Below are 18,081 nucleotides of genomic sequence, written 5' to 3'. Positions count from 1 at the left end.
CGCCAGGTCCGCTCGGGCACGCCGATCAGACGGCAGAACCTCGCGGTCGGCATGCCCGCCTCGACGCGGATCACCTCGAGGTCCTCGAAGGGCCCAGCCGGCCCTCCGCGGACTTCTTCCACACCCTCAGCTCGACCGCGGCCTCACCCAGCGCCTGCGTCAAGTCGGCGACTTGGGCCTCGAGTTGCTGTTCCCGGCTGCTGGGGCCGGACTTCCCGGACTCGAGGCCTGCCCGGCCGGACTCCAGGAACTGGCGCTTCCAGTTCCCGACCGACTGCTCGGACACCTTCGCCCGCCGCGCGGCCTCCGCAACGGTCATTTCACCGGCCAGGATCGACAGCACGATCCGGACCTTCTCCTCCGGCGGCAACGCCGGCGGCCTCACCATGATCGATCAGACTCCTTTACAAGGCAGGACCCACAAGAAACGAGCCCTGCCACAAAGTCTGACGCGCGACACGAGGAACACAACGCGGAGAGCCACGGTCACGGCTGGGAGGGTCTGGCCGAGTCACTGGTGAGGTCCCGCATGCCCGACAACGCGGACAAGCTCCACTTCGGATCAGAAGCCGGCACCTTCGTGGTCTCGAGCAGCGACCTGAAAGCCCTCACGGACCTGGCCCTCCTCCTGCACTCCGCCTTCCACAACCGCGAACTCCTCAGCCAGTACATCGTGACGGCCGACCCGCGCTTCTTGAACCGGTAAGGCCCGCGAGCGGGGAGAACTGACCGGACCCCGGGGTCGGAGCAAGCCCCACGGCGGCAACCGTCTCACCGATCATCTGTCCTCGGCTCAGCACTCCAAGAAGCACGTGAAGTGGAGGGTGATGGTGTCGAGCGCGACGTTGTCGGCGTGGTGGAACCAGAGGTCCTGGAGGAATTCGTCAGCCACGACCGTTCATGATCGTGGTTTCGGTGACGCTCCGTGGCTCTGGCACGGAAAGTGATCCAGAACCAGTTTTGGCGAAGCGTTGACACCCTTGTCCTCAGCCGTCGGCGTCGGCGTCGGCTGGGTGTGGTGGGTTGATGGTGGCTGTCGGGAGGCGGTCGGCCGGGCCGCTGGCGGGCTGGTTGTGTGCTTTTGCGGCCTGTCGGTGTCGGGGAGACGCTGAACGGACGGGCGGTAGTCGCCCGCCGGACCGAGGAGGGTCATTGTGGCGTTCATTCAGATCATCGAGTACAGGACGAGTCGCATCGACGAGTTCAATGCCCTGCTGGACAGCTGGGTGGAGAAGAACGCGGGCAGGCGCGTGGCGACGCGGGCCGTGGAGACCCGTGACCGGGACGCGGAGAACGTGTATCTGAACATCGTGGAGTTCCCCTCGTACGAGCAGGCGATGGACAACTCCGACCGCCCGGAGACGGCGGAGTTCGCGGCCCAGGCCATGGCGCTGTGCGACGGGCCCCCGGTGTTCCGCAACCTCGATGTGCTGAACGAGCGGACGTTCCAGGACTGAGCGCGGACGCGGCGGCGGGCCGAGCGGCCGAGGTCCGGATCGCCACGGCGAGCGGGGCTGGGGCCGCCGGGTCCGGGTCCGGTCGGTCACGGGTGAGGTGCGCTGGCTTGATGGTCGGCGGGCGCGCCGGTGCCGCGTGGCTCCTGTCCACCGGACGGGCACGGCCCGCCGACCGGGCCTGCGGCCGACACCGCGACGCCGGCGGCCGGGCTGGTGTTCCGGGGTGGGGTTGGCGGTGGGGTGGTCGAGGGCGTGTGCCCCGCGGTGTTGCCCGAATGGCTGTCCGGACCCGGCCGGGGACCCGTGACCGCGATCACGGGTCCGTCAAGCGGCTCCGCTGCTACCCGCTTGTGGCGGCCCTGTGAGACCCCCCTCGGGGAGCCGCACTGCTGCCACCTCGCGGGCTCGGCCGCTGGGCCGAGGATCGTGGGCGGGCACTCCTGGCGCGGGGGTGGCCTGGCCGGTACACACCCGGCTGCCCCGTGCCCTGTTCGGCGGCGGGTGGTCCGCTCGGCGGGCACGGTCTTCCCGGCGTTGCGCGGGGTGGTCTTGTTGGGGTGGTTGCGGTTTCCTGCGCGGGTGCTGTGGCTTTGTTGGCGTGGTGGTGGTGGTGTTCTTCGTGGCGGTCGGCTCGGTGGCGGCGGTGGCGCTTGGCGATCGGCTGCTTGGGGGTCTGTCGGGGCGGTGGCGGTCGTTCCCGGGTGGGGAGCCTTTGAGGGCCTTGGCCGTGCTTGGCCTTGGGGCGGGCTGGTCCCGACCCGACCGGGTTTTTGAGGTCTTGGCGGGGGTGCGGCCGCGCGGCGCGGGCCGGGTCCGGTGCTGCGGTGTGTGGTGGGGGCCGGTCCGGGGTCTGGATCGTTGCGGGGTGACACGATCGTGTTGCCGGCGGTGCCGATGGTGCGGCGTTGCTGGTGGGGTTTGGTTGGTTTGGTTGCCTGGCCTTCGTCTCTTGTCGGGGCGGGGCTGTCATGGTTTGATCACGATGTTTTGGTGGGTGGCCGCCGGCGGGGTGTCGGGTCGGGGGTCTGTTGGCGTTGTGGTGTTGTCGGGGGTGAGGGGTTTGTTCGCGGATGCTGGTTGCTCCGGTGGTGGTGAGCCGACGCCTGCGGAGTTGCGGGATCTTCAAGCGCGTGTGGACGCGTTGGCGCGGGATGTTGCCGCGATGCGGGAGCGGCTGAAGGAGCAGTCGGGTCTGCCTCGCGCGGTGCGGGGGGCGTTGTCGGGTGGGGTGGACGAGGCGCTCTCCCAGGCGGCACAGCGGATCGGGGGTGCGGCGGAGAAGCTGGCGCGGGTGCGTGCCGCCCAGTGGCGGGGGTCGTGCACGGCGTGGTGGGGAATCTGTCCGCGGTGCGGGCCGACGCTGCGAACGGAGAACGGTCACTCGTGGTGTCGGGAGTGCGGTGCCGGGTGGGGTTATGACCGGACTCAGGGTCCGTGTGGTGAGCCGGCGACCTTCCTGGCGATGGACGCGCAGGGCGGCACGGTCGTGGTCTGTGCCGCGCACGGCCGACACATTCAGGAACGCCTCGATGGCGGGCTCCTCCTGGCGATCCCCAGCTCCTAGAGGTACGGGGCCGTATCGGGCCGGTGACCGGACGGACACCGCCGGCGGGGGCGGATCGGGGTGGGCAGTGTCCCTGGCCGGTTCGGTGTGCCGGGTGCGGTCCGTTCGGCGGTGGTTGGTGTCGCAGGGTCTCGGGTCGTGCGTGTCGCGGACCCGTACGTGCCCGGCCGTGGAGGTTGTGGGCGCCGCTGTCCGACCCGCACGCCCGGTTTGCCGGGGGCCGTGTGGTCGCCCTGGGGCGTGCACCTGCCCGGGAGGTGTCTGCCCGGTGGCGTGGTGGGCGCCTGGCTCTGTTCGCCGAATGTTGTTCGGCAGTTCGGGAGGGTTCGGGCGCTGCCGTGTTCGATCTCCGCGGGAATCGACGGGGCTTGCCGGGCGTGGGCCGAGGTCCTGCGGACTGCGGCGCGGCCGCTGTCTGTGTGGCTGCTGTCTGTGCGGGTTCAGGGAGTGGGTGGGCCGCCGGGGCGGGTGGGGCGGCCGAAGCGGACCGGGACGCCGGGGGCGTACAGCACGCTCACCGGCGGCCCGGTGGGCGTGGGCAGTCCGGCTGCGGTCACCAAGTCGTCCTCGCAGTGAAGTAGCTCCGCCCGGTGCAGCGGCCAGCGAGGGTGGGCGTTGGGTAGGTACACCGTGCGGCCGAGGAAGGTGTTGTGCATGCCCCAGCGGGCGGTCAGGAAGTGTTCGAGGGCGGTCGGGTGCTCGATCCGCTCGCCGATGCGGACCGCGATCCGGCTGCGCGCTCCACGCGGTCCGGGCCAGCGCCGGCTGCTGGTGTAGCTGATGCTGTCCGAGTCGCGGTGGATCGCCATCCCGGCCCACATGTAGGGCAGCCGGAATGCGCTGCGGGCGATGGCCACCGGCAGCAGCCGCGAGGCCTCCAACGAGCGGAACACCACGCCACGCCGCCCGTACCGGTCGACCGAGTAGAGCCGCACGTTGATCTCCGGAAGGGTTCCGAGGTACGGGATACCCGGCGCGTTGAACCAGCCCACCCGGTACATCCGGAACGCCACCAGCCCGACGTAGGTGAGCCCGTCGTGCGTGTCCGGCACGGTTGCGGCCGGCAGCAGCGGCGCAACGTCCGCGGGATCGGCGGCCCAGTGCAGGAACGACAGGTCGAGCCAGGACTGGGTGAGCAGGGTGTCCGGTACCTCGCGCACCGGATCGGGCGTGATCGGCTCCGCAGGGACAGCGGTAGGGCCAGGGGCCGGTTCCATGGCATCAGCGTCGCACGCCCTTACGTCCGCTGGCCCGGGTGCCCTGGCCGGCCTGGTGCGGTGTACGCCGGACCGTTCGGCGCCTGGCAGCGTGCTGTGGAAACCCGTGAACATTCCCCATCGCTCGCAGAATGGGCGCCGCCCCCCAAGCGGCGCAGGAGCGCTGTCGGCTCTGGTGGACAGAGCCAGGTGCCCGGCAGGCCGTTCCGGGACGGCCTGCTGCTGTGTCCCGGCGTCCTCGTCGGCCGGGCCCGGCGAGGACGCCGGCCGCACGCAGGATGTGGCCCCGTTCGCGCGTCTCAGGGCCGGGGTGCCGTGACCGTGGCGTCGCTCCCGGCTTCGGTGCAGCTACAAGGCCTGTAGGCGCGCCGCCCGTCCCTGGCCAGGTCACCGCCGCGGGCCGGGCGCGGACAGCTGCCGGTGCCTGCTCCGAGAGGCTGCGAGACCCGGGGCCTGCTTCTGGGCTACCGGTCCGGGACGGCCCCCGGGGGCCCTCCCGTCCCACATCCGGCCGTGTCGCGCCCTGCCGTTGCGTCGTCGCGTCCTGCTGTCGTGCTGTCGTGCCGTCGCGCTGCCGTCGCTCTGGCGGTCGGTACTGGGTCGCGGGCCCGGCCGGGGCCTGGTGCCTGTGGCCCGCAAGACCGGTCGGGCGGTGTCGGGAGGGCGGCCCGGGAGCGTGGTCAGCCGGGTGCGTCCAGCGGGACGGCCTCGAGGGCGGCCAGGACTTCCGGGGTGGAGACCAGGGCGTCCAGTTCCTCGGGTGTCATGGCCTTGGATTCCTGTGGTTCCCCGCTCTCGCCCTGTGGTGGGACGGCGGTCGGCAGGGTTCCGAGTCCGGCGATCCGGCCCTGGGGGGTGACCAGGGTGAACTGGGTGCCCGGGTAGGAGGTGGACTTGTACAGCCAGCCGGTGGAGCCGTCCGGCAGTGTCCGGGACACGCAGCCGATCGCGTAGACGGGCCGGCCGTCCTGCGGCTCGCACGGTGAGGGCGCGTGGCTGCCCGGGGCCAGGGGGTTGCCCATGATCGTCGCGACTGCGGTGAACCCGCCGTCGGCGCGGGCGAGTCGGAAGGTGGTTGGGCCGCCGCCGTCCAGCACACCGGTGTATCCGGCGGGCAGGTGGGCGGCCAGAGCGGTGCGCAGCCGGTCGTGCATCGCGTCCAACTGGTCCATCCCGTAGCTCGACGGCTGCGCCGTGGAGGGCCGGTCGTCCGCCGGGTCGAGCCCGACCAGGTCCCGCAGCCGCGGCGCGCCCGCCGACCCCGGAAGGGCCAGTGCCGTGGTGATCGCCAGTACCGGGATTGCCGCCAGTACCGCCGTGCCGAGCGCGAGCCGCCGTCGGGCCCGCATCCGCCGCCCACCGGCCCGCACAGCCGCCAGCACCACGGGCTGCTCCGGCTCCGGCTGCTCCAGCACCGCCCGGAACACCTGCGCCGCCATCCGGCGGTCGGGGTCGTCCCCACCGTGCGTCATGCCTGCTTCCTCCTTCTCGCTCCGCATCCCCGACCTCGCCCGTACACCCGTCCGCTCGCCCGTACACCCGCTTGCCCGTCCGCCCTGAGGTCGGCGCGCACCGTCCGTCCTGCCGTCGGCCCGGTCATGCCCCGGCGATCTCGTGCACCGAGTCGCCGAGGATCGTCCGTAGTTGGGCCAGGCCGCGGTGGGCGTCCGACCGCACCGCGCCGCTGCTCCGGTTGAGGATCGCGGCGCACTCCTCGATGCTCTGGTCCTCCCAGTAGCGCAGTACCAGCACCGCCCGGTAGCCCGGTGTCACCCGGGCCAGTGCCGCCAGCAGGGCCAGCCGCCGGTCCGGGTCGGCGCCGACCGCCGCCGTCTCCGGCGGCTCGGCGCTGGGTACCTCGCCGGCCGAGCGGCGCCGCCGCCCGTCGACGAAGGTGCGCACCAGCGTGGTGCGGGCATAGCCGCCAGCGGTGTCCGGGTCGCGAAGCCGCGGCCAGCGCGCGTACACCTTGATCAGGGTCGACTGCACCAGGTCCTCGGCCAGGTGCCAGTCGCCGCACAACAGGTACGCGGTGCGGCGCAGCGCCCCGTACCGGGCTGCGGCGAACTGTTCGAACAACCTCTCGCGCTCCGGCGACATCCGTGCCCGGCCCCCTTGTTCCGTCGTCCGTGCCGAGTTGCCCGCGGGGCGGTGGTGCCCCGCGTCGACTTCTACACGCGACCGGGTGCCGGAAATGTTGCGTCGTCGGCGGTCGTCGGCGGTCATCGGCGATTTCCGGCGGGCGCGACGTCCTCGGCGGGTTCGTGGTGATGGCCCAGCGCTCCGGGCCGAGTGCGCGGCGGCCAGGGCATGGGCGCACCCGGTGACCGGCACCTGGTTGGAGGCCGCCCGATTCGCCGGCCGGCTTGAGGCATTCGGAGAGCGTGTGCCGCAATCTCAAGCGCCTCGGCGCCCGTCACACCGCCGGTGCCGCTGCAACCGTGGGCGCCCGACGAGCGACGTCGTCCACGCGAGGAAGAGGCGGTGACGGGGCGTACAGGCGCAGGATCTGACGCCGATGTTCCTCAGCCCCCGTGAGCCCCGCGAGTTCGCGGAAACTGAAGGTTCCTCACGGCGAATCCGCGGGTCGACCACCCCGATTCTCGCGAAAGGACCCGCGAGTTCACTTCAAGACACGGGTCTACCCTCAGCTGTCTCCACAGCCGCCGCCCCCGCGGGGTGGATGGTGTGGACGCTGAGGACGGGATCCAGGGCAGGAACGAGGACCCTGGTGGCGATGTCCACCAGGTGCGGTGGTGCGGTGCCGACCTGCAGGGCGGTGACGTACGCGATGACTTGCGCGTGCGTGAGTGTCTGGACCCGCTGCCGCAGCAAGTGCATGGCGATGATTCGTCCATCGGCCGCCGCTGTCCGGCGGATCTCCTCGTGCAGCTCATCAACTGCGGTGCGTGTGGTCATCTTCCTGATGCGGGTCCGGTAGTCCAGCTCCCACTCGCCGGTGACCGCGGCGACCGGTCCGATCTGGTGAAGACTCCCATCGAGGCGATCCACCAGGTAGGGGCCGTTGCCGCCCAAGAGCTGACCTGGGTCTCCAGTGCGTAGGTATCCCGCGGTTTGGTGGTGGACGATCCAGACGAGTTCGTGCTCCTCAGCCCCGGCCACCACCAGCCGCCCCGAGTACTTGCGGTCCAGATCTTCCTGGGCCACCCGGATCGCGAAGTCACGGTCGATCATGTCCGGCAGCATCTCGCATGCCGAGGGGCATGAACAGGAGTTTTCTTCCGCCGGGTTCTTTGCGTTCCCAGGGGAGGGATTCATGCGTCGGCTGCGTGGAGATGCGCCTCGACCGGGCCCAGGTGCTGGTCGTAGGCCAGGACGATTTCGTCCGCGAGGTTGAGGACGCGGATGCTCCCGTTCTCGAACTGCAGGGCGATTCCGATGGCGAAGTCGAGGTTCTCGCGCTGGTAGCGGATCTCCAGGGTGGAGAGGATCCCCGCTGGCCGACGAAGCGAGTCATGGGGAAGTCGGGGAGGTTGTCCTCGACCGTGGTGTGGCCGTATTCGTCCATGTCGTAGGGGCCGTGAGGCTGGTCGATCTCCATGGACACCCCGTCGCCCGACGTGTGGACGCGGACGGGGCCGAGGCCGTCCATGTGCAGCCACATGTGCAGGAGGGATGGCTCGGTCTCCTGGTAGTGGTGCCAGGACGTCGTCACCTTCAGCAGGCGTTTGCCGACCAGGTCCTCAGCGTTGATCATCCGGCGATGCTGTCACGACGTTCCACGATTCGGCACGGGTTTCCAGGGGCGCCGGGCCGAGCCCGCGTAACGCATGGCGGTCATCTCGTCGAGCCGAACACCTCGGCGAGGTGAAGTTCGACCGGACCATGGATCGGTCGTACGAGCTGAGAACGCTTCAGAAATCCCGACTGCGTCACGGCCCGGCAGAGCACTTGAAGGGGGGACGAAGGCCCTGGCCACGGCTTCGGTCACTCAGCGGGGCTCAGGAGAACTCGCGGGATGTCGCACACACACCGCCGTGACCAGGAGAGTCATGTGTGCTCACCGGAACTTTGAAACAGCCCTGGATCCGGCGGAGTGTCAGGAGCTCGAGTCCGGAGCGGCCGGGTTCCGGATCGGGCTCGGACTCCGTTTCTCGACCGCGGCTGCCCAGACGCGCAGCAGCATGGCCAGGAAGATGAGCACAGCCATCGACACGAAGCCGGAGGCGAAATAGCTACTGCCATGCTCGAAAGGGAGTTCGGCCGCGAGGAGGATGGCCCAGGCGAGAGCAAGGTAGAAGCAGACGCGGATGACTTTCGCGGATCGATGCTCGAAGCGATAGGTCAACAGCACTCTTCTCACAGGTGGCTGGGGTCGCTCGGTGACAGTGGGGGATCTGGCCTCGGCGACCAGCGCCGAGGCCTCGTTCAGCCAGGCGAGGCCCCCGACCTTGGCCTCGGGCAGTTCGTCGGGCGGCGCACTGACCAGCTCCATCGCCTTCCACCACTCCGTTACGAAGGTCACCCGCCGCGATGCGTCCTCCAAGAGTCTCTTTCGGCGTTCGAGTCGAGAGCGTCGCGCGAGTTGGTCCTGGATCACGAAGCCGAGCAGACTGACAGCAGTGGTGGTGGCAGCTGCGACGAGGGAGACGGTCAACTGCGAAGCCACATGTTCCTCCAAGGCCGCCCGCCTACGGTGACGTGACGGGGCGGGGAGCGGCTCAGGGCGAGGCCGTGCTGAGGCGGGTCTACTCGGCAGTGTGGTGGTTGGGTCGGCTGTTCGCGTGATCCCGCGCGGTGTCGGGGATTGGATGAACCCGGTCGGCCCTCACACGCCCGGGCCGGACCAGGACGCGTGAGGGCGGCCTCTTCGCCTCGGTCGGCCCCTTGCCCGCCCCCCGCCGGACCTACGGCTGCACGTCCAGTGCATCGGGCGGGAACCGGTGTTCAGGCCCGAGGAGCGGGCTCTGTTTGAAAGTCGGCTGATGTGGACTCAGAACACTGCTCCATACGGGTCGGGCCATCGTCTGGTCTCTCCTGGACGCGCCCGGCGGTATGCCGGGCCTGAGCGAGGGCGCACGCCGGCATCCGGCCAGCCCGTTGGTGCCGCGGCCCGCCGTTCCGGCCGCCCGGCCTGTGCGCTACAGCCCGGCGCCGGCGGGGGATGTGCAAGATTGCCGTCCGCCGGGCCGGCGAATAGGACGGCGCGCATCGGATTCGGCGTGCACGTCGCCCGTCACCTACCTGCGCCCTTTGTGAGAACTAAACGAGCGGGTTCTCGTCCGGCTGAAGTCTTCTGGCCGACCGTCAGTACCCGCCTTTTGTGGTGGACGGGTGGTCGGCGTCTGCATGACCCGAGGTCAGGAGGCACTGTCAGTGCCCCACCGTAGTGTGTAAACAACGCTGCAGGGGGCGCCGGAAAGACGTCGAAAAGGGCGTTGGAAATGGCGTCGGAATGAGGGGTGGAACCATGTCTGCGAAGAGGATCAAGCACAAGGTCAACCACGTGTCGCTGGTGGTCGACAATTCCGGCTCGATGCGCAAGCACGAGGCGCAGCTTGTCCGTGTGGTGGACGAGTTCGTGAAGGGTCTTCAGGAGGAGTCCGACCGGCTGGGTCACGAGACCCGGATCAGCCTCTACGCCTTCGACCACGAGGTGGAGAACCTGGTCTGGGACATGGACGTGAAGCATCTGCCGTCCCTGAAGGGCCTGTACAAGGTCGACAACGGTGCGACGGCGCTGATCGAGGCGGCGGTGAAGTCGATCGACGACCTGAAGAACATCTGGGAGGGGTACGGGGAGCATTCCTTCCTCCAGGTCGTCGTCACGGACGGCGAGGAGAACGCCTCCGGCTGCTCGGAGAGCGGCCAGATGCACACCCGGATGGGCGGCGCCAAGGGCGCCGCGGTGCTGCGCAGGTGGATGGACCGCATCCACGGTGCCATGGACAACCTCCCCGACCACTGGACCTCGGCGATCCTGGTCCCGAACTCCCTGGCCAAGCGCACTGCCCAGGAGTACGGCTTCCCCGCGGGCAACATCGCGGTCTGGGACGCGGACTCCAGCAAGGGCGTCGAGGAGGCCATCGGCACCGTCAAGACGGCCGCCACCAGCTTCCTGCGGGGCCGCGAACAGGGCGTACGCGGCACCAGGAACCTTTTCGCCATGGGCCAGGACCTGAGCACCGCCGACGTCACGGCCAACCTCGACGCCCTGGACACCGGCAAGTACATCCTCGTCCCCGTCGACCAGCAGACGCCGATCCGCGACTTCGTCACCAGCGCCGGACACCCGTACAAGAGCGGCTGCGCCTTCTACGAGCTGTCCAAGCGCGAGAAGATCCAGGGCGGCAAGCAGCTCGCCGTGGCGGAGAAGGACCCGGCCACCGGCCGGATGACCGGCCGGGTGTTCTCGGGCCCGGCGGCCCGCCGGCTCCTGGGCCTGCCGCAGTCGGAGGCCACGGTCAAGCCGGGCGACAACCCGTCGTACACCGTGTTCGTCCAGTCGACCTCCGTCAACCGGAAGCTGGTACCGGGCACCAAGCTGCTCGTCCTCCTGTAGCCGAGAACCGCCGATCCGACCACGGATCCGGCGCTGCGCCGCTGCCTGCGCACCGTCATACCGCGACCGGCATCAACGCGGCCCGTCCCGGGGCCGAATCGGCCCGCCGCCCACGACATGCCGACCGCCGCACCACACGAACTCGGGCCCAGCGGCGGCGAGCGCGGCGGCACAACGAGGCGACGTACGGCCTCCAGACCGGCGACGACCACCGCGCCTTCCCGGCGGCCGACCCGTCGGTACTGCTCGCGAGCCGCGTAGTTCGCCCGATTCAGCCGCGAGACCTTCACCCGGGCATCGACCGACGGCCGTACAGGACAGACCCTGGCGGCGTGTGCTGCGCACCATCGGCGGGCCGGGTGCCGCACGGGCGGTGGCTCCCGGTCGCTGAACGACGAGACGTGCCCGGGCGTCTGACGGTGCGTGCCGTGCACAGGGTGGGACGGGCCGGCCGCGGCGCCGGGACCGAGGCGTGCGTCCGGCGGGGTCGGCTCGTCGGGCCGGGGGTGACGGGTGCTACGGGCGAGGGGCCGGTGCTGTGGGCGCGGGTGGGGCGGGGGCCGGTGGTGCGGGAGGTGGACACCCTGGGGGTTGTCGCCGCTGGGGGAGGGGCTACACGTGTGCCGGGCGGCGGTCGAGGCGAACCGTCATCTCGACGCTCACCTCGTCCCCGGCCGAGAGATCGTGCGGTTTGCGCACGGCGCTCTTGATCGGGAGCAGGTAGCCGCCGTCCTTGGGGAACAGCGAGGTGGTGAAGGCGATACCCCCGATGCGGGCCTCGACGGGGATGACCCCCCAGCCGTACGTGGCCTGTGAGGCGACTTCGCGGATGTCGGCTGACTGCTCCTGCGGCACGGGGACGAAGTAGAACGGCGAGGGCCCGCGCCACTCGATGACGCGGCCGGTGAAGACGAGGTCCATAGGTCGGTCCGTTCGTGGGAGGGGGCTTGAATCCCGCAGCGTAGTGGTGACCTCGTGCTCCCGGCGTCCTTCTCGTCGGGACCGTGGTCGGGGGCCGTGGAGAGTCCGGGTTCCGGTGCGGGCAGGCAGGCCGGGGCGACGGCCCGCGCAGGAAGGTTCAGCAGCGGTGGTGTAGTCGTTCCTTCGGCTGCCCGATCGTCCGCTCAGCTGCCGCCCATCCCGCCCTGGCCGGCGACCATGGTCAGGTTCAGCCCGGTCACCGCGCGGGCCAGGCCCGGGGCGGGGCGGGCGAGCCGGTCGGTGAGTGCGGTGATCCGTCCGGCGTGGGCCCTGCGGTCGTGCCGGGAGAGCACCAGCCGCAGGTGCCCGTGGGCGGCCAGCGCGGCGAGGACCGCGTCGGCGAACGGCGCCTCGGAGGCCGGGGCGGTGCCGCGGACGAGCTCGGCCACGCGCACCTGGAGGTCCAGGGCCTCGCGCGGATCGTCCATCGCCACCGTCCGGTGCGGCGCGGCCGGGCCGTAGGGGTCCCGGTCGGGCATGGTCATGATGCCGAGCACTGTGAGCCGCTCCTCGACGGCCTCCAGGGTGTCGTCGCGGCTGCGCCTGATCCACGCCTTCCAGGTTCGCGGCCGGCCACGCAGTTCGGTGAGCAGCGCGTCCAGGACGCGGTCCCCGGTGGGGTCGGCGCAGACGACCTGCACCCGGCCCGTCCCGTCCTCGGCGGCGGCGCCCCGGTGGGCGAGCTCGGCCAGGGCGGCGGCCCGCAGCAGGTAACCGGCGCGGGTGCGGTCCTGCAGAGACTGGGCCCGGGTGTCGAAGGCCAGCAGGTAGCCGTCCAGATGAAGTCCTCGGCTCATGACACCGACGATACGGCGCCCCCGCCGGCCCGCCATCAGCCCACGGGACGGGCCGTCCTCCGCCCGCAGGAGTACCCGTCCGGCCGCCGTCCTCCCTGGGTTCCACCGAGGCAGTCCGGGGCGGGGCCGGTTCTTGTCACGGGTTGGCGGTGCGGTGGGAGCGCGCGTCCTCCGCCCGTCCCGGGCCCTCGTTCCGGACCCTCGTTCCGGCCCTCGTCTGGCGCGCCCGGATGCCCGCCGCTGCGCCGTGTTCGGTCCGCGCGCCGGTCGTCGCCCGGTCACGCCGTCAATCGGCCCCGTGGACGGCCTCGGATCGGCCACCGGACATCGTGTCGCGCACCGCTTTGGTGCCTGTCCGCGTGTGCGTAGGGCGCTGTTCATGCGGGCCGCCCCAGGGGCAGACGGGCACCTTCCGCGCCCTGTCCAGGCCCGGAGGATCTTCTGCCCGCGCGGCCGCTCCCGGCCGCCCGGGCCGGGCGGGCGGTCGGCCAGGGGGACGCGGTTCGTCCGGATGGCGGGGCGGGGCCCGGGCAAGGGGCCGGGGCGCAGCCGGACCCCCGGCGGGGGTGTTCCCGCCGGGGGTCCGGTGGTTGGCGTTCGGGTGGTTGGCGTTCGGGTGGTGGGGTTCGGGTCAGCGGAGCTGTTCGGTGCGGCTGGCGACGAGTTCGCCGTCGACGTAGCCCTCGACGCGGGCGGAGTTCGCGGTGGCCGCGTCCGGTACGGTCACGTCGGCCTGCCCGTTGAGCAGGTCGACGGAGGCCTTGGGCCGCTGGTCGATGTAGACGTCCAGGCGGTCGATGTTGGTGGTCTTGACCTTGAGCCGCAGCGCGCCGCCCGTGGTGGCGGCGTCGGTGATGGCCACGGCGTGCGGGGTCATCGCCTTGAGGAGCTCCCCGGCGCGTTCCATCAGGTCGGCGTTGCCTTCCAGGAGGTCGCGCCGGGTGATCCGGTGGAGTTCGTCGGGGGTGACGCCGAGGTCCTCCACCGGGGTGCCGGACTGCGCGCCGACGCGCAGGGTGCGGCGGATGGCGACGCGCATGCTCGCACCGTTGGGCAGCGGCCGGTACGGCGTCGCCGGGTCGTCGGCAGCCAGCTCGGAGAGCAGCTCGTGCGTCCACACGTTGGCCCCGCCGGCGCCGGTGGTGCGGTCGACGCCGAGCACGGTGCCGATCCGATGGTCCTGGAAGCCTGCGGTGAAGATGTCGGTCGCCGAGTAGCAGCGGGCGTTGGTGACCAGGACGACCGGCCCGAAGTAACGCTGTCCGATGGCGTTGGCGCCGTCCTCGGGCGTGATGGGGAAGGCGCGGGAGAAGGTGGCGCCGACCTCGAGGGCCTGTTCCATGGACGGCACCCAGGCGCCGAGGTCGATGGCTGGGTCGTTCTGGTGGTGGCGGCAGATCCGCAGGTTGAGCGGGGTGCTGATGAACTGGGTGGGCTCGGGGGTGATCCGGCGCGGGGTGAGGGTCTGCAGCGTGAACTCGGCGGCGAAGATGTGGCCCCCGCCGTTGTCCCGGACGTCCAGGATCAGGCCGCGCTCTGGCAGGAGGCCGAGGAGGCGGACGAACTCCTCCACGAAGGCGATCGGGTCGTCCACGTTGAAGGTGAAGATCCGCAGGTGGCCGAAGGTGCCGGAGGCGGTGGTGACCTCGCGCGCCTTGAAGACCTTGGGCATGGTGGTGGGGATCTCGCCGGCCTGCAGGTCGGGTGCGGGTTCGCCGGCCTCGGCGGCCTTCTGCTGGGCGACCACCCGGGGGGCGAAGAGCAGCACCTTGGCGCGGCCGACCTCGTCCGCCTCCAGGTCGAGGCCCTGGGCGGCCCCGGCGGTGCCGAGCGTGTCGATGCCGACGAGCGGGGGCAGGTTGTCGACGATCTGCCAGTTCTCGCGCAGTTCGCGCGGGGTGCCGTCGGCGTCGAGGTAGGTGACGGTCACCCACTCCTCGAACGGGGGCAGGTGGATGCGCATCGGACGCAGGGTCAGCGACTGGACGCCGCGACTGCGGCGGGCCTCGGGGTTGCTGCCCGCGAACCGGGCGGCGTGCAGGTCGACGGCGGTGGAGATCGGGATGCCGCTCCAGTGGGTGATCTCGGTGCCGGGCCCGAATCCGGGCGGGGCGAAGCCCTGGGCGACCTGGGTGACGAGGAAGCGCTCGGTGGCCGTGCCGCCGCTCTGCTCGGTGAAGCTCTCGACGAGGAACGGCAGAAAGGCGATCTTGCCGTTGAACGGGGCGGGCAGCAAGTAGTTGGTGTGCAGGTCGCGGACGGAGTGGAAGATCTCCGACAGCTCCGCGTGGAAGATCCACTCGGGCGGCATGTCGGCGTCGGTCTGCCGTTCCAGACGCCGGGCGAGCAGGCGCAGCCGCTGCACCGGGTTCACGGCGTACATGGCGGCCTTCAGCGGCAGGTGCACGTAGTTCTGTTCGAGCAGGACGAGCGCCTGGTCGACGATGCGGCGACGCCTTTCGAGGGTCAGGGTGCCGGCGGACTGCAGGAACGGCGCCAGCGTGGTGGCGGCGGCCAGGTGGTCGCGGACGGGTGCCGCGGCCTTGGCGATGAAGTCGGGAACGGACCGGTCCGTGTTCGTGGGCATGGGGCCTCCGGAGGGTGGGACGGAGCTCGGGGGCTTGCCCATCGGTTATCGGACGGCCACGACCGGCGGATGAGGCGACCCGCAGGTCTTCGCCCGATCGGCGGGCGGCACGGGGGCGCACAGCTGACGCACAGTCAGACGGCGGCCGGGGCCGCCGGCCGCCCAGCCGCCCGGTGGGCCGTCGAGCCGGGACTGTCCTGCAGTGGCCCCGGGCCGACGGGGCGCATCAGGGGCGGCGGCCTCCTCGGGCGGGACGGGTGTCGCGCCGGTGCGGTGGCGGCAGTCGCGCCGCCGGCCCGAGGAGATGCCGCCGGTGCCGCGGGGCGAGGGGCGCGCCGCGGCACCGGCCGACGTTCGGGGGCTGCTCTCAGAGCAGGAAGACGACGTCGATCTGTCCGTCGGGCCGGGTGGTGATGGTCGCCTCGCCCGGTCCCTGGGCGGGGTCGATGTTGAGGTAGTTGGCTGCGGCGTCCGCGTCCGGCTGGATGACGTGGCGCCAGGTCTTCGTCGCGGCGGCCTGTCTGGCCATTGCCTTCTTGGTCTCTGCGGCGGTCGCACTGACCTGGGTCATAGGTCACTCCTTCGCATGATGGGATGAGATGCCACCCCGACCGGGCGGCAGCTGGAAGCTACCATCAGTAGCGAGCCGACTACCCGTAGGCGCGACGGTTGTTCGTCTTCGAACGGAATCTCGTTCCCCTGGACCCGGAGCGGCCGGCCGGCGAACTCCACCCACATCCACACCGCCAGGTGGCAATCGAACCGACTGACCACCCGCGAGCCGACCCTCACCAACCCGGCCGGGTCCTACCAAGCCACCCCAAGGCCTCCAGCTGCCCATGCTTGCTCCTCGCTCGACCTGTCCCGGCGAGCCCGCTGATTGTCGACCCGGGCCCCGGCGTCTTCGGCGGCGCACCCTTCCGGACCCCGAAATTCCTTATGCGCATGGCCCTTGCGCGTCCTGTCCTGTTCCTCACGGACGACGACACCGAGCACGCGCCCGCGCTGCGCACCGACCGTGCGATCGCCCGGCTGTACCGCCTCGTCGCTGCCGCGAAGCCCCCGAACACGCCTGCTGCGGCGCCGAGCCGACGACCGGCCTGCCGCCGCCCCCCTGGTCCGCGGGCGGCGGACCTCGGGCAGCTGTCGGGGAGGTGTCGTAGGCTCGGCCGTCGGTGATCACCGCAGGTGCGGGGGAGTGGGGCATGGGAACGGGTGCGTGGCGGCCGGCCGGGTTTCCGGAGCGGCTGGCGGAGTATCAGGAGGCGCTGGACGAGGTCGCCCGGGTCTACGGGGCGCAGGACGGGGCCGGGCTTGTACTGGACGTGGTGGGTGAGCTCGCTCAGGACACCGGCCCGCTGCTGAACGCTGCCGTGACGAACGCCCTCAACACGCACACCGTCCCCAGGGGACTGGTTCTGGACATCGCCCGCCTCACCTTCTGCGACTCCGGCGGCCTCAACGCCTCATCCGCGCCCACCTCCATACCCGCGACGCCGGCACCCAGCTGCACCTGATCAACCCACCGCACCGGTCACGGCCCTCCTGCGCCGTACCGGGGCGGCCCGTGTGCTGCGCGCCGGCCCGGACCCCGCGACCACCCATGCCCCGGACCTTTCCGCGACGACCTGCGAGGTGGGGGAGGCCCGGTTCGGTTGAGGTCGCGCGCTGGTTGCGTCGGGGTGGGCCGTCATCGCAGCCGGGGCCCGGGTACGGCGGCGGCCGTCCTGTGCCCGTCTTGTCACCGACCCGGGTCCGGGGAGGCCCGGAGGCCGTGTCCTAGTCTGGGTGTCATGTCGAACCCTGACGGGCTGCTCGTCGACATCGCCGCGATGGTCGAGTCGGAGCACAACAATCAGATGTCGTTGACCGTGGTGGTTCCCGGGGCGGTGATCACCGGCCAGCTCGCGCCGGTGGCCCTGTGGTGGGAGCGGGTTGCGGAGGTCCTCCAGTCGTCGGAGCACCTGAAGCCGTTCGCCGCCCTGTTCACCCCGCCCCCCGAAGGCCAGCCGGCCCGGCCGACCCACCTCCACCTGCACCGGGCGAGGATCCTGCAGGGCAAGTTCGGGCTCCCTCACACCGGCGGCATGTACCGCATCGCGATCGAGGACGTCAGCAGTTGGACGGTCGGAGACCTCAGCTACTCCGACACCTGACGATCACTCCGGGCCAAGGCCGCTCTCACGTCCCGGGTCGGGGGTGCCTGCCGCGCTTGCCGTCCCGTCAGGTGCCATGGCGCCCGCCCGCGTGCGCGGCGGTGGGCCTCCACGGTGGCTTTGCGCGTGCCCGGAGCGGGGTGTACGTCGGCCGACGTGCGGGCGGGGCCGGGCATGCGCGGAGCGGGGGGCACAGTGTCGTGTGCACCCCGCTCCGGGTTTGGTTGCGAGCCGTCTACCAGCGGTACCACCGGTTGCGGCTCCCGGAGGGGTGGGTGCCGCGGGCGACGAAGCCGATCAGCCAGACCGCCAGGACGACGACGGCCACCCACCAGAGGATCTTCACTGCGAAGCCGGCGCCGAAGAGGAGCAGGGCCAGCAGCAGGACGAGAAGAAGGGGAACCATTGCTACCTCCACGAGTCGGTGTCGCCGGACCGGTTGCCCTGTCCGGGAACACATATTCGTGGGAATCCTCGGGCCGCCGGTGGGCAGGCGGTCCCTCGTCAGGACGACCACGTCGAGGGTGAGGAGAGCTCGATGAGCACGGGCGACAAGATCGAGAACACCGGTGACGAGGTCAACGGCGAGGTCAAGGAGAGCGCGGGCAAGGCGGTCGGCAACGAGCGCCTGGAGGCGGAGGGCAGGGCCGACCGGGTCAAGGGCGACCTGAAGCAGGCCGGGGAGCACGTCAAGGACGCTTTCAAGCGCTGATTACACATCTCGAGGTGCGGGGGGGGGGGGGCGCGGGGCGGCCGGGCCCGCCCCCCCCCACGAAAAGCAAACAAAAAACAAAGCACG

At 71.1% G+C, this 18,081-nt stretch carries 18 protein-coding genes; 7 read left to right on the top strand and 11 right to left on the bottom strand.

What is annotated here, in order from left to right:
* Positions 1-70 precede the first annotated feature (70 nt).
* Positions 71-388: a helix-turn-helix domain-containing protein gene (locus AB0P35_RS38180; protein ID WP_363520386.1), complete on the bottom strand. Its 318-nt coding sequence runs from the start codon at positions 386-388 to the stop codon at positions 71-73.
* Between AB0P35_RS38180 and AB0P35_RS38175 the strand changes: the two genes are divergently transcribed.
* Complete coding sequence (locus tag AB0P35_RS38175; protein ID WP_363520388.1) at positions 275-706, top strand: Imm51 family immunity protein; 432 nt, start codon at positions 275-277, stop codon at positions 704-706. The two genes, AB0P35_RS38180 and AB0P35_RS38175, sit on opposite strands and share 114 nt — an antisense overlap.
* 448 nt (positions 707-1,154) lie before the next feature.
* Complete coding sequence (locus AB0P35_RS38170) at positions 1,155-1,457, top strand: hypothetical protein (RefSeq protein ID WP_095877804.1); 303 nt, start codon at positions 1,155-1,157, stop codon at positions 1,455-1,457.
* A gap of 2,004 nt (positions 1,458-3,461) precedes the next feature.
* Here AB0P35_RS38170 and AB0P35_RS38165 read toward each other — a convergent pair.
* From AB0P35_RS38165 to AB0P35_RS38150, 4 genes are all read right to left on the bottom strand, one after another.
* On the bottom strand, positions 3,462-4,238 hold the full coding sequence (locus tag AB0P35_RS38165; RefSeq protein ID WP_363520384.1) for a DUF2071 domain-containing protein: 777 nt from the start codon (positions 4,236-4,238) through the stop codon (positions 3,462-3,464).
* A 680-nt stretch (positions 4,239-4,918) separates the two neighbouring features.
* The gene (locus AB0P35_RS38160) at positions 4,919-5,710 is read right to left on the bottom strand and encodes a hypothetical protein (protein WP_363520383.1); all 792 of its coding nucleotides are present in this window, start codon (positions 5,708-5,710) and stop codon (positions 4,919-4,921) included.
* Between the two features lie 124 nt (positions 5,711-5,834).
* Positions 5,835-6,338, bottom strand: coding sequence for a SigE family RNA polymerase sigma factor (locus AB0P35_RS38155; protein ID WP_363520381.1), 504 nt, complete (start codon positions 6,336-6,338; stop codon positions 5,835-5,837).
* 528 nt (positions 6,339-6,866) lie between these two features.
* On the bottom strand, positions 6,867-7,433 hold the full coding sequence (locus AB0P35_RS38150; RefSeq protein ID WP_363520379.1) for a YrhB domain-containing protein: 567 nt from the start codon (positions 7,431-7,433) through the stop codon (positions 6,867-6,869).
* Between the two features lie 95 nt (positions 7,434-7,528).
* Between AB0P35_RS38150 and AB0P35_RS38145 the strand changes: the two genes are divergently transcribed.
* Positions 7,529-7,774, top strand: a complete 246-nt coding sequence (locus tag AB0P35_RS38145; protein ID WP_363520377.1) for a hypothetical protein — start codon at positions 7,529-7,531, stop codon at positions 7,772-7,774.
* A gap of 524 nt (positions 7,775-8,298) precedes the next feature.
* On the opposite strand, the gene AB0P35_RS38140 is transcribed toward AB0P35_RS38145, so the two are convergent.
* Entirely contained in the window at positions 8,299-8,868 is a 570-nt protein-coding gene (locus AB0P35_RS38140) for a hypothetical protein (protein ID WP_363520374.1), read from the bottom strand.
* A gap of 801 nt (positions 8,869-9,669) precedes the next feature.
* Here AB0P35_RS38140 and AB0P35_RS38135 point away from each other — a divergent pair.
* Positions 9,670-10,761, top strand: a complete 1,092-nt coding sequence (locus AB0P35_RS38135; protein WP_095877798.1) for a vWA domain-containing protein — start codon at positions 9,670-9,672, stop codon at positions 10,759-10,761.
* Positions 10,762-11,373: 612 nt separating this feature from the next.
* Here AB0P35_RS38135 and AB0P35_RS38130 read toward each other — a convergent pair.
* The 4 genes from AB0P35_RS38130 to AB0P35_RS38115 form a co-directional block, all read right to left on the bottom strand.
* Complete coding sequence (locus AB0P35_RS38130; protein ID WP_363520371.1) at positions 11,374-11,682, bottom strand: DUF1905 domain-containing protein; 309 nt, start codon at positions 11,680-11,682, stop codon at positions 11,374-11,376.
* A gap of 203 nt (positions 11,683-11,885) precedes the next feature.
* The gene (locus tag AB0P35_RS38125; RefSeq protein ID WP_363520369.1) at positions 11,886-12,539 is read right to left on the bottom strand and encodes a GPP34 family phosphoprotein; all 654 of its coding nucleotides are present in this window, start codon (positions 12,537-12,539) and stop codon (positions 11,886-11,888) included.
* A 631-nt stretch (positions 12,540-13,170) separates the two neighbouring features.
* Complete coding sequence (locus AB0P35_RS38120) at positions 13,171-15,126, bottom strand: S41 family peptidase (protein ID WP_363520367.1); 1,956 nt, start codon at positions 15,124-15,126, stop codon at positions 13,171-13,173.
* 367 nt (positions 15,127-15,493) lie between these two features.
* Entirely contained in the window at positions 15,494-15,697 is a 204-nt protein-coding gene (locus AB0P35_RS38115; protein ID WP_095877794.1) for a hypothetical protein, read from the bottom strand.
* A gap of 634 nt (positions 15,698-16,331) precedes the next feature.
* Here AB0P35_RS38115 and AB0P35_RS38110 point away from each other — a divergent pair.
* Together AB0P35_RS38110 and AB0P35_RS38105 are read left to right on the top strand one after the other, a co-directional pair.
* On the top strand, positions 16,332-16,643 hold the full coding sequence (locus AB0P35_RS38110; protein WP_363520364.1) for a hypothetical protein: 312 nt from the start codon (positions 16,332-16,334) through the stop codon (positions 16,641-16,643).
* Between the two features lie 276 nt (positions 16,644-16,919).
* Positions 16,920-17,282, top strand: coding sequence for a hypothetical protein (locus AB0P35_RS38105; protein WP_363520362.1), 363 nt, complete (start codon positions 16,920-16,922; stop codon positions 17,280-17,282).
* A 235-nt stretch (positions 17,283-17,517) separates the two neighbouring features.
* On the opposite strand, the gene AB0P35_RS38100 is transcribed toward AB0P35_RS38105, so the two are convergent.
* On the bottom strand, positions 17,518-17,688 hold the full coding sequence (locus AB0P35_RS38100; protein WP_363520359.1) for a hydrophobic protein: 171 nt from the start codon (positions 17,686-17,688) through the stop codon (positions 17,518-17,520).
* Between the two features lie 132 nt (positions 17,689-17,820).
* Between AB0P35_RS38100 and AB0P35_RS38095 the strand changes: the two genes are divergently transcribed.
* Positions 17,821-17,994 (top strand): CsbD family protein, encoded by a 174-nt coding sequence (locus AB0P35_RS38095; RefSeq protein WP_363520356.1) that lies wholly within the window; start codon positions 17,821-17,823, stop codon positions 17,992-17,994.
* The last annotated feature ends 87 nt before the right edge of the window (positions 17,995-18,081 follow it).

The sequence above is a fragment of the Kitasatospora sp. NPDC085879 genome (genome assembly GCF_040686255.1).
Lineage (GTDB): Bacteria > Actinomycetota > Actinomycetes > Streptomycetales > Streptomycetaceae > Kitasatospora.
This window is presented reverse-complemented; position numbering and strand designations above follow the sequence as displayed.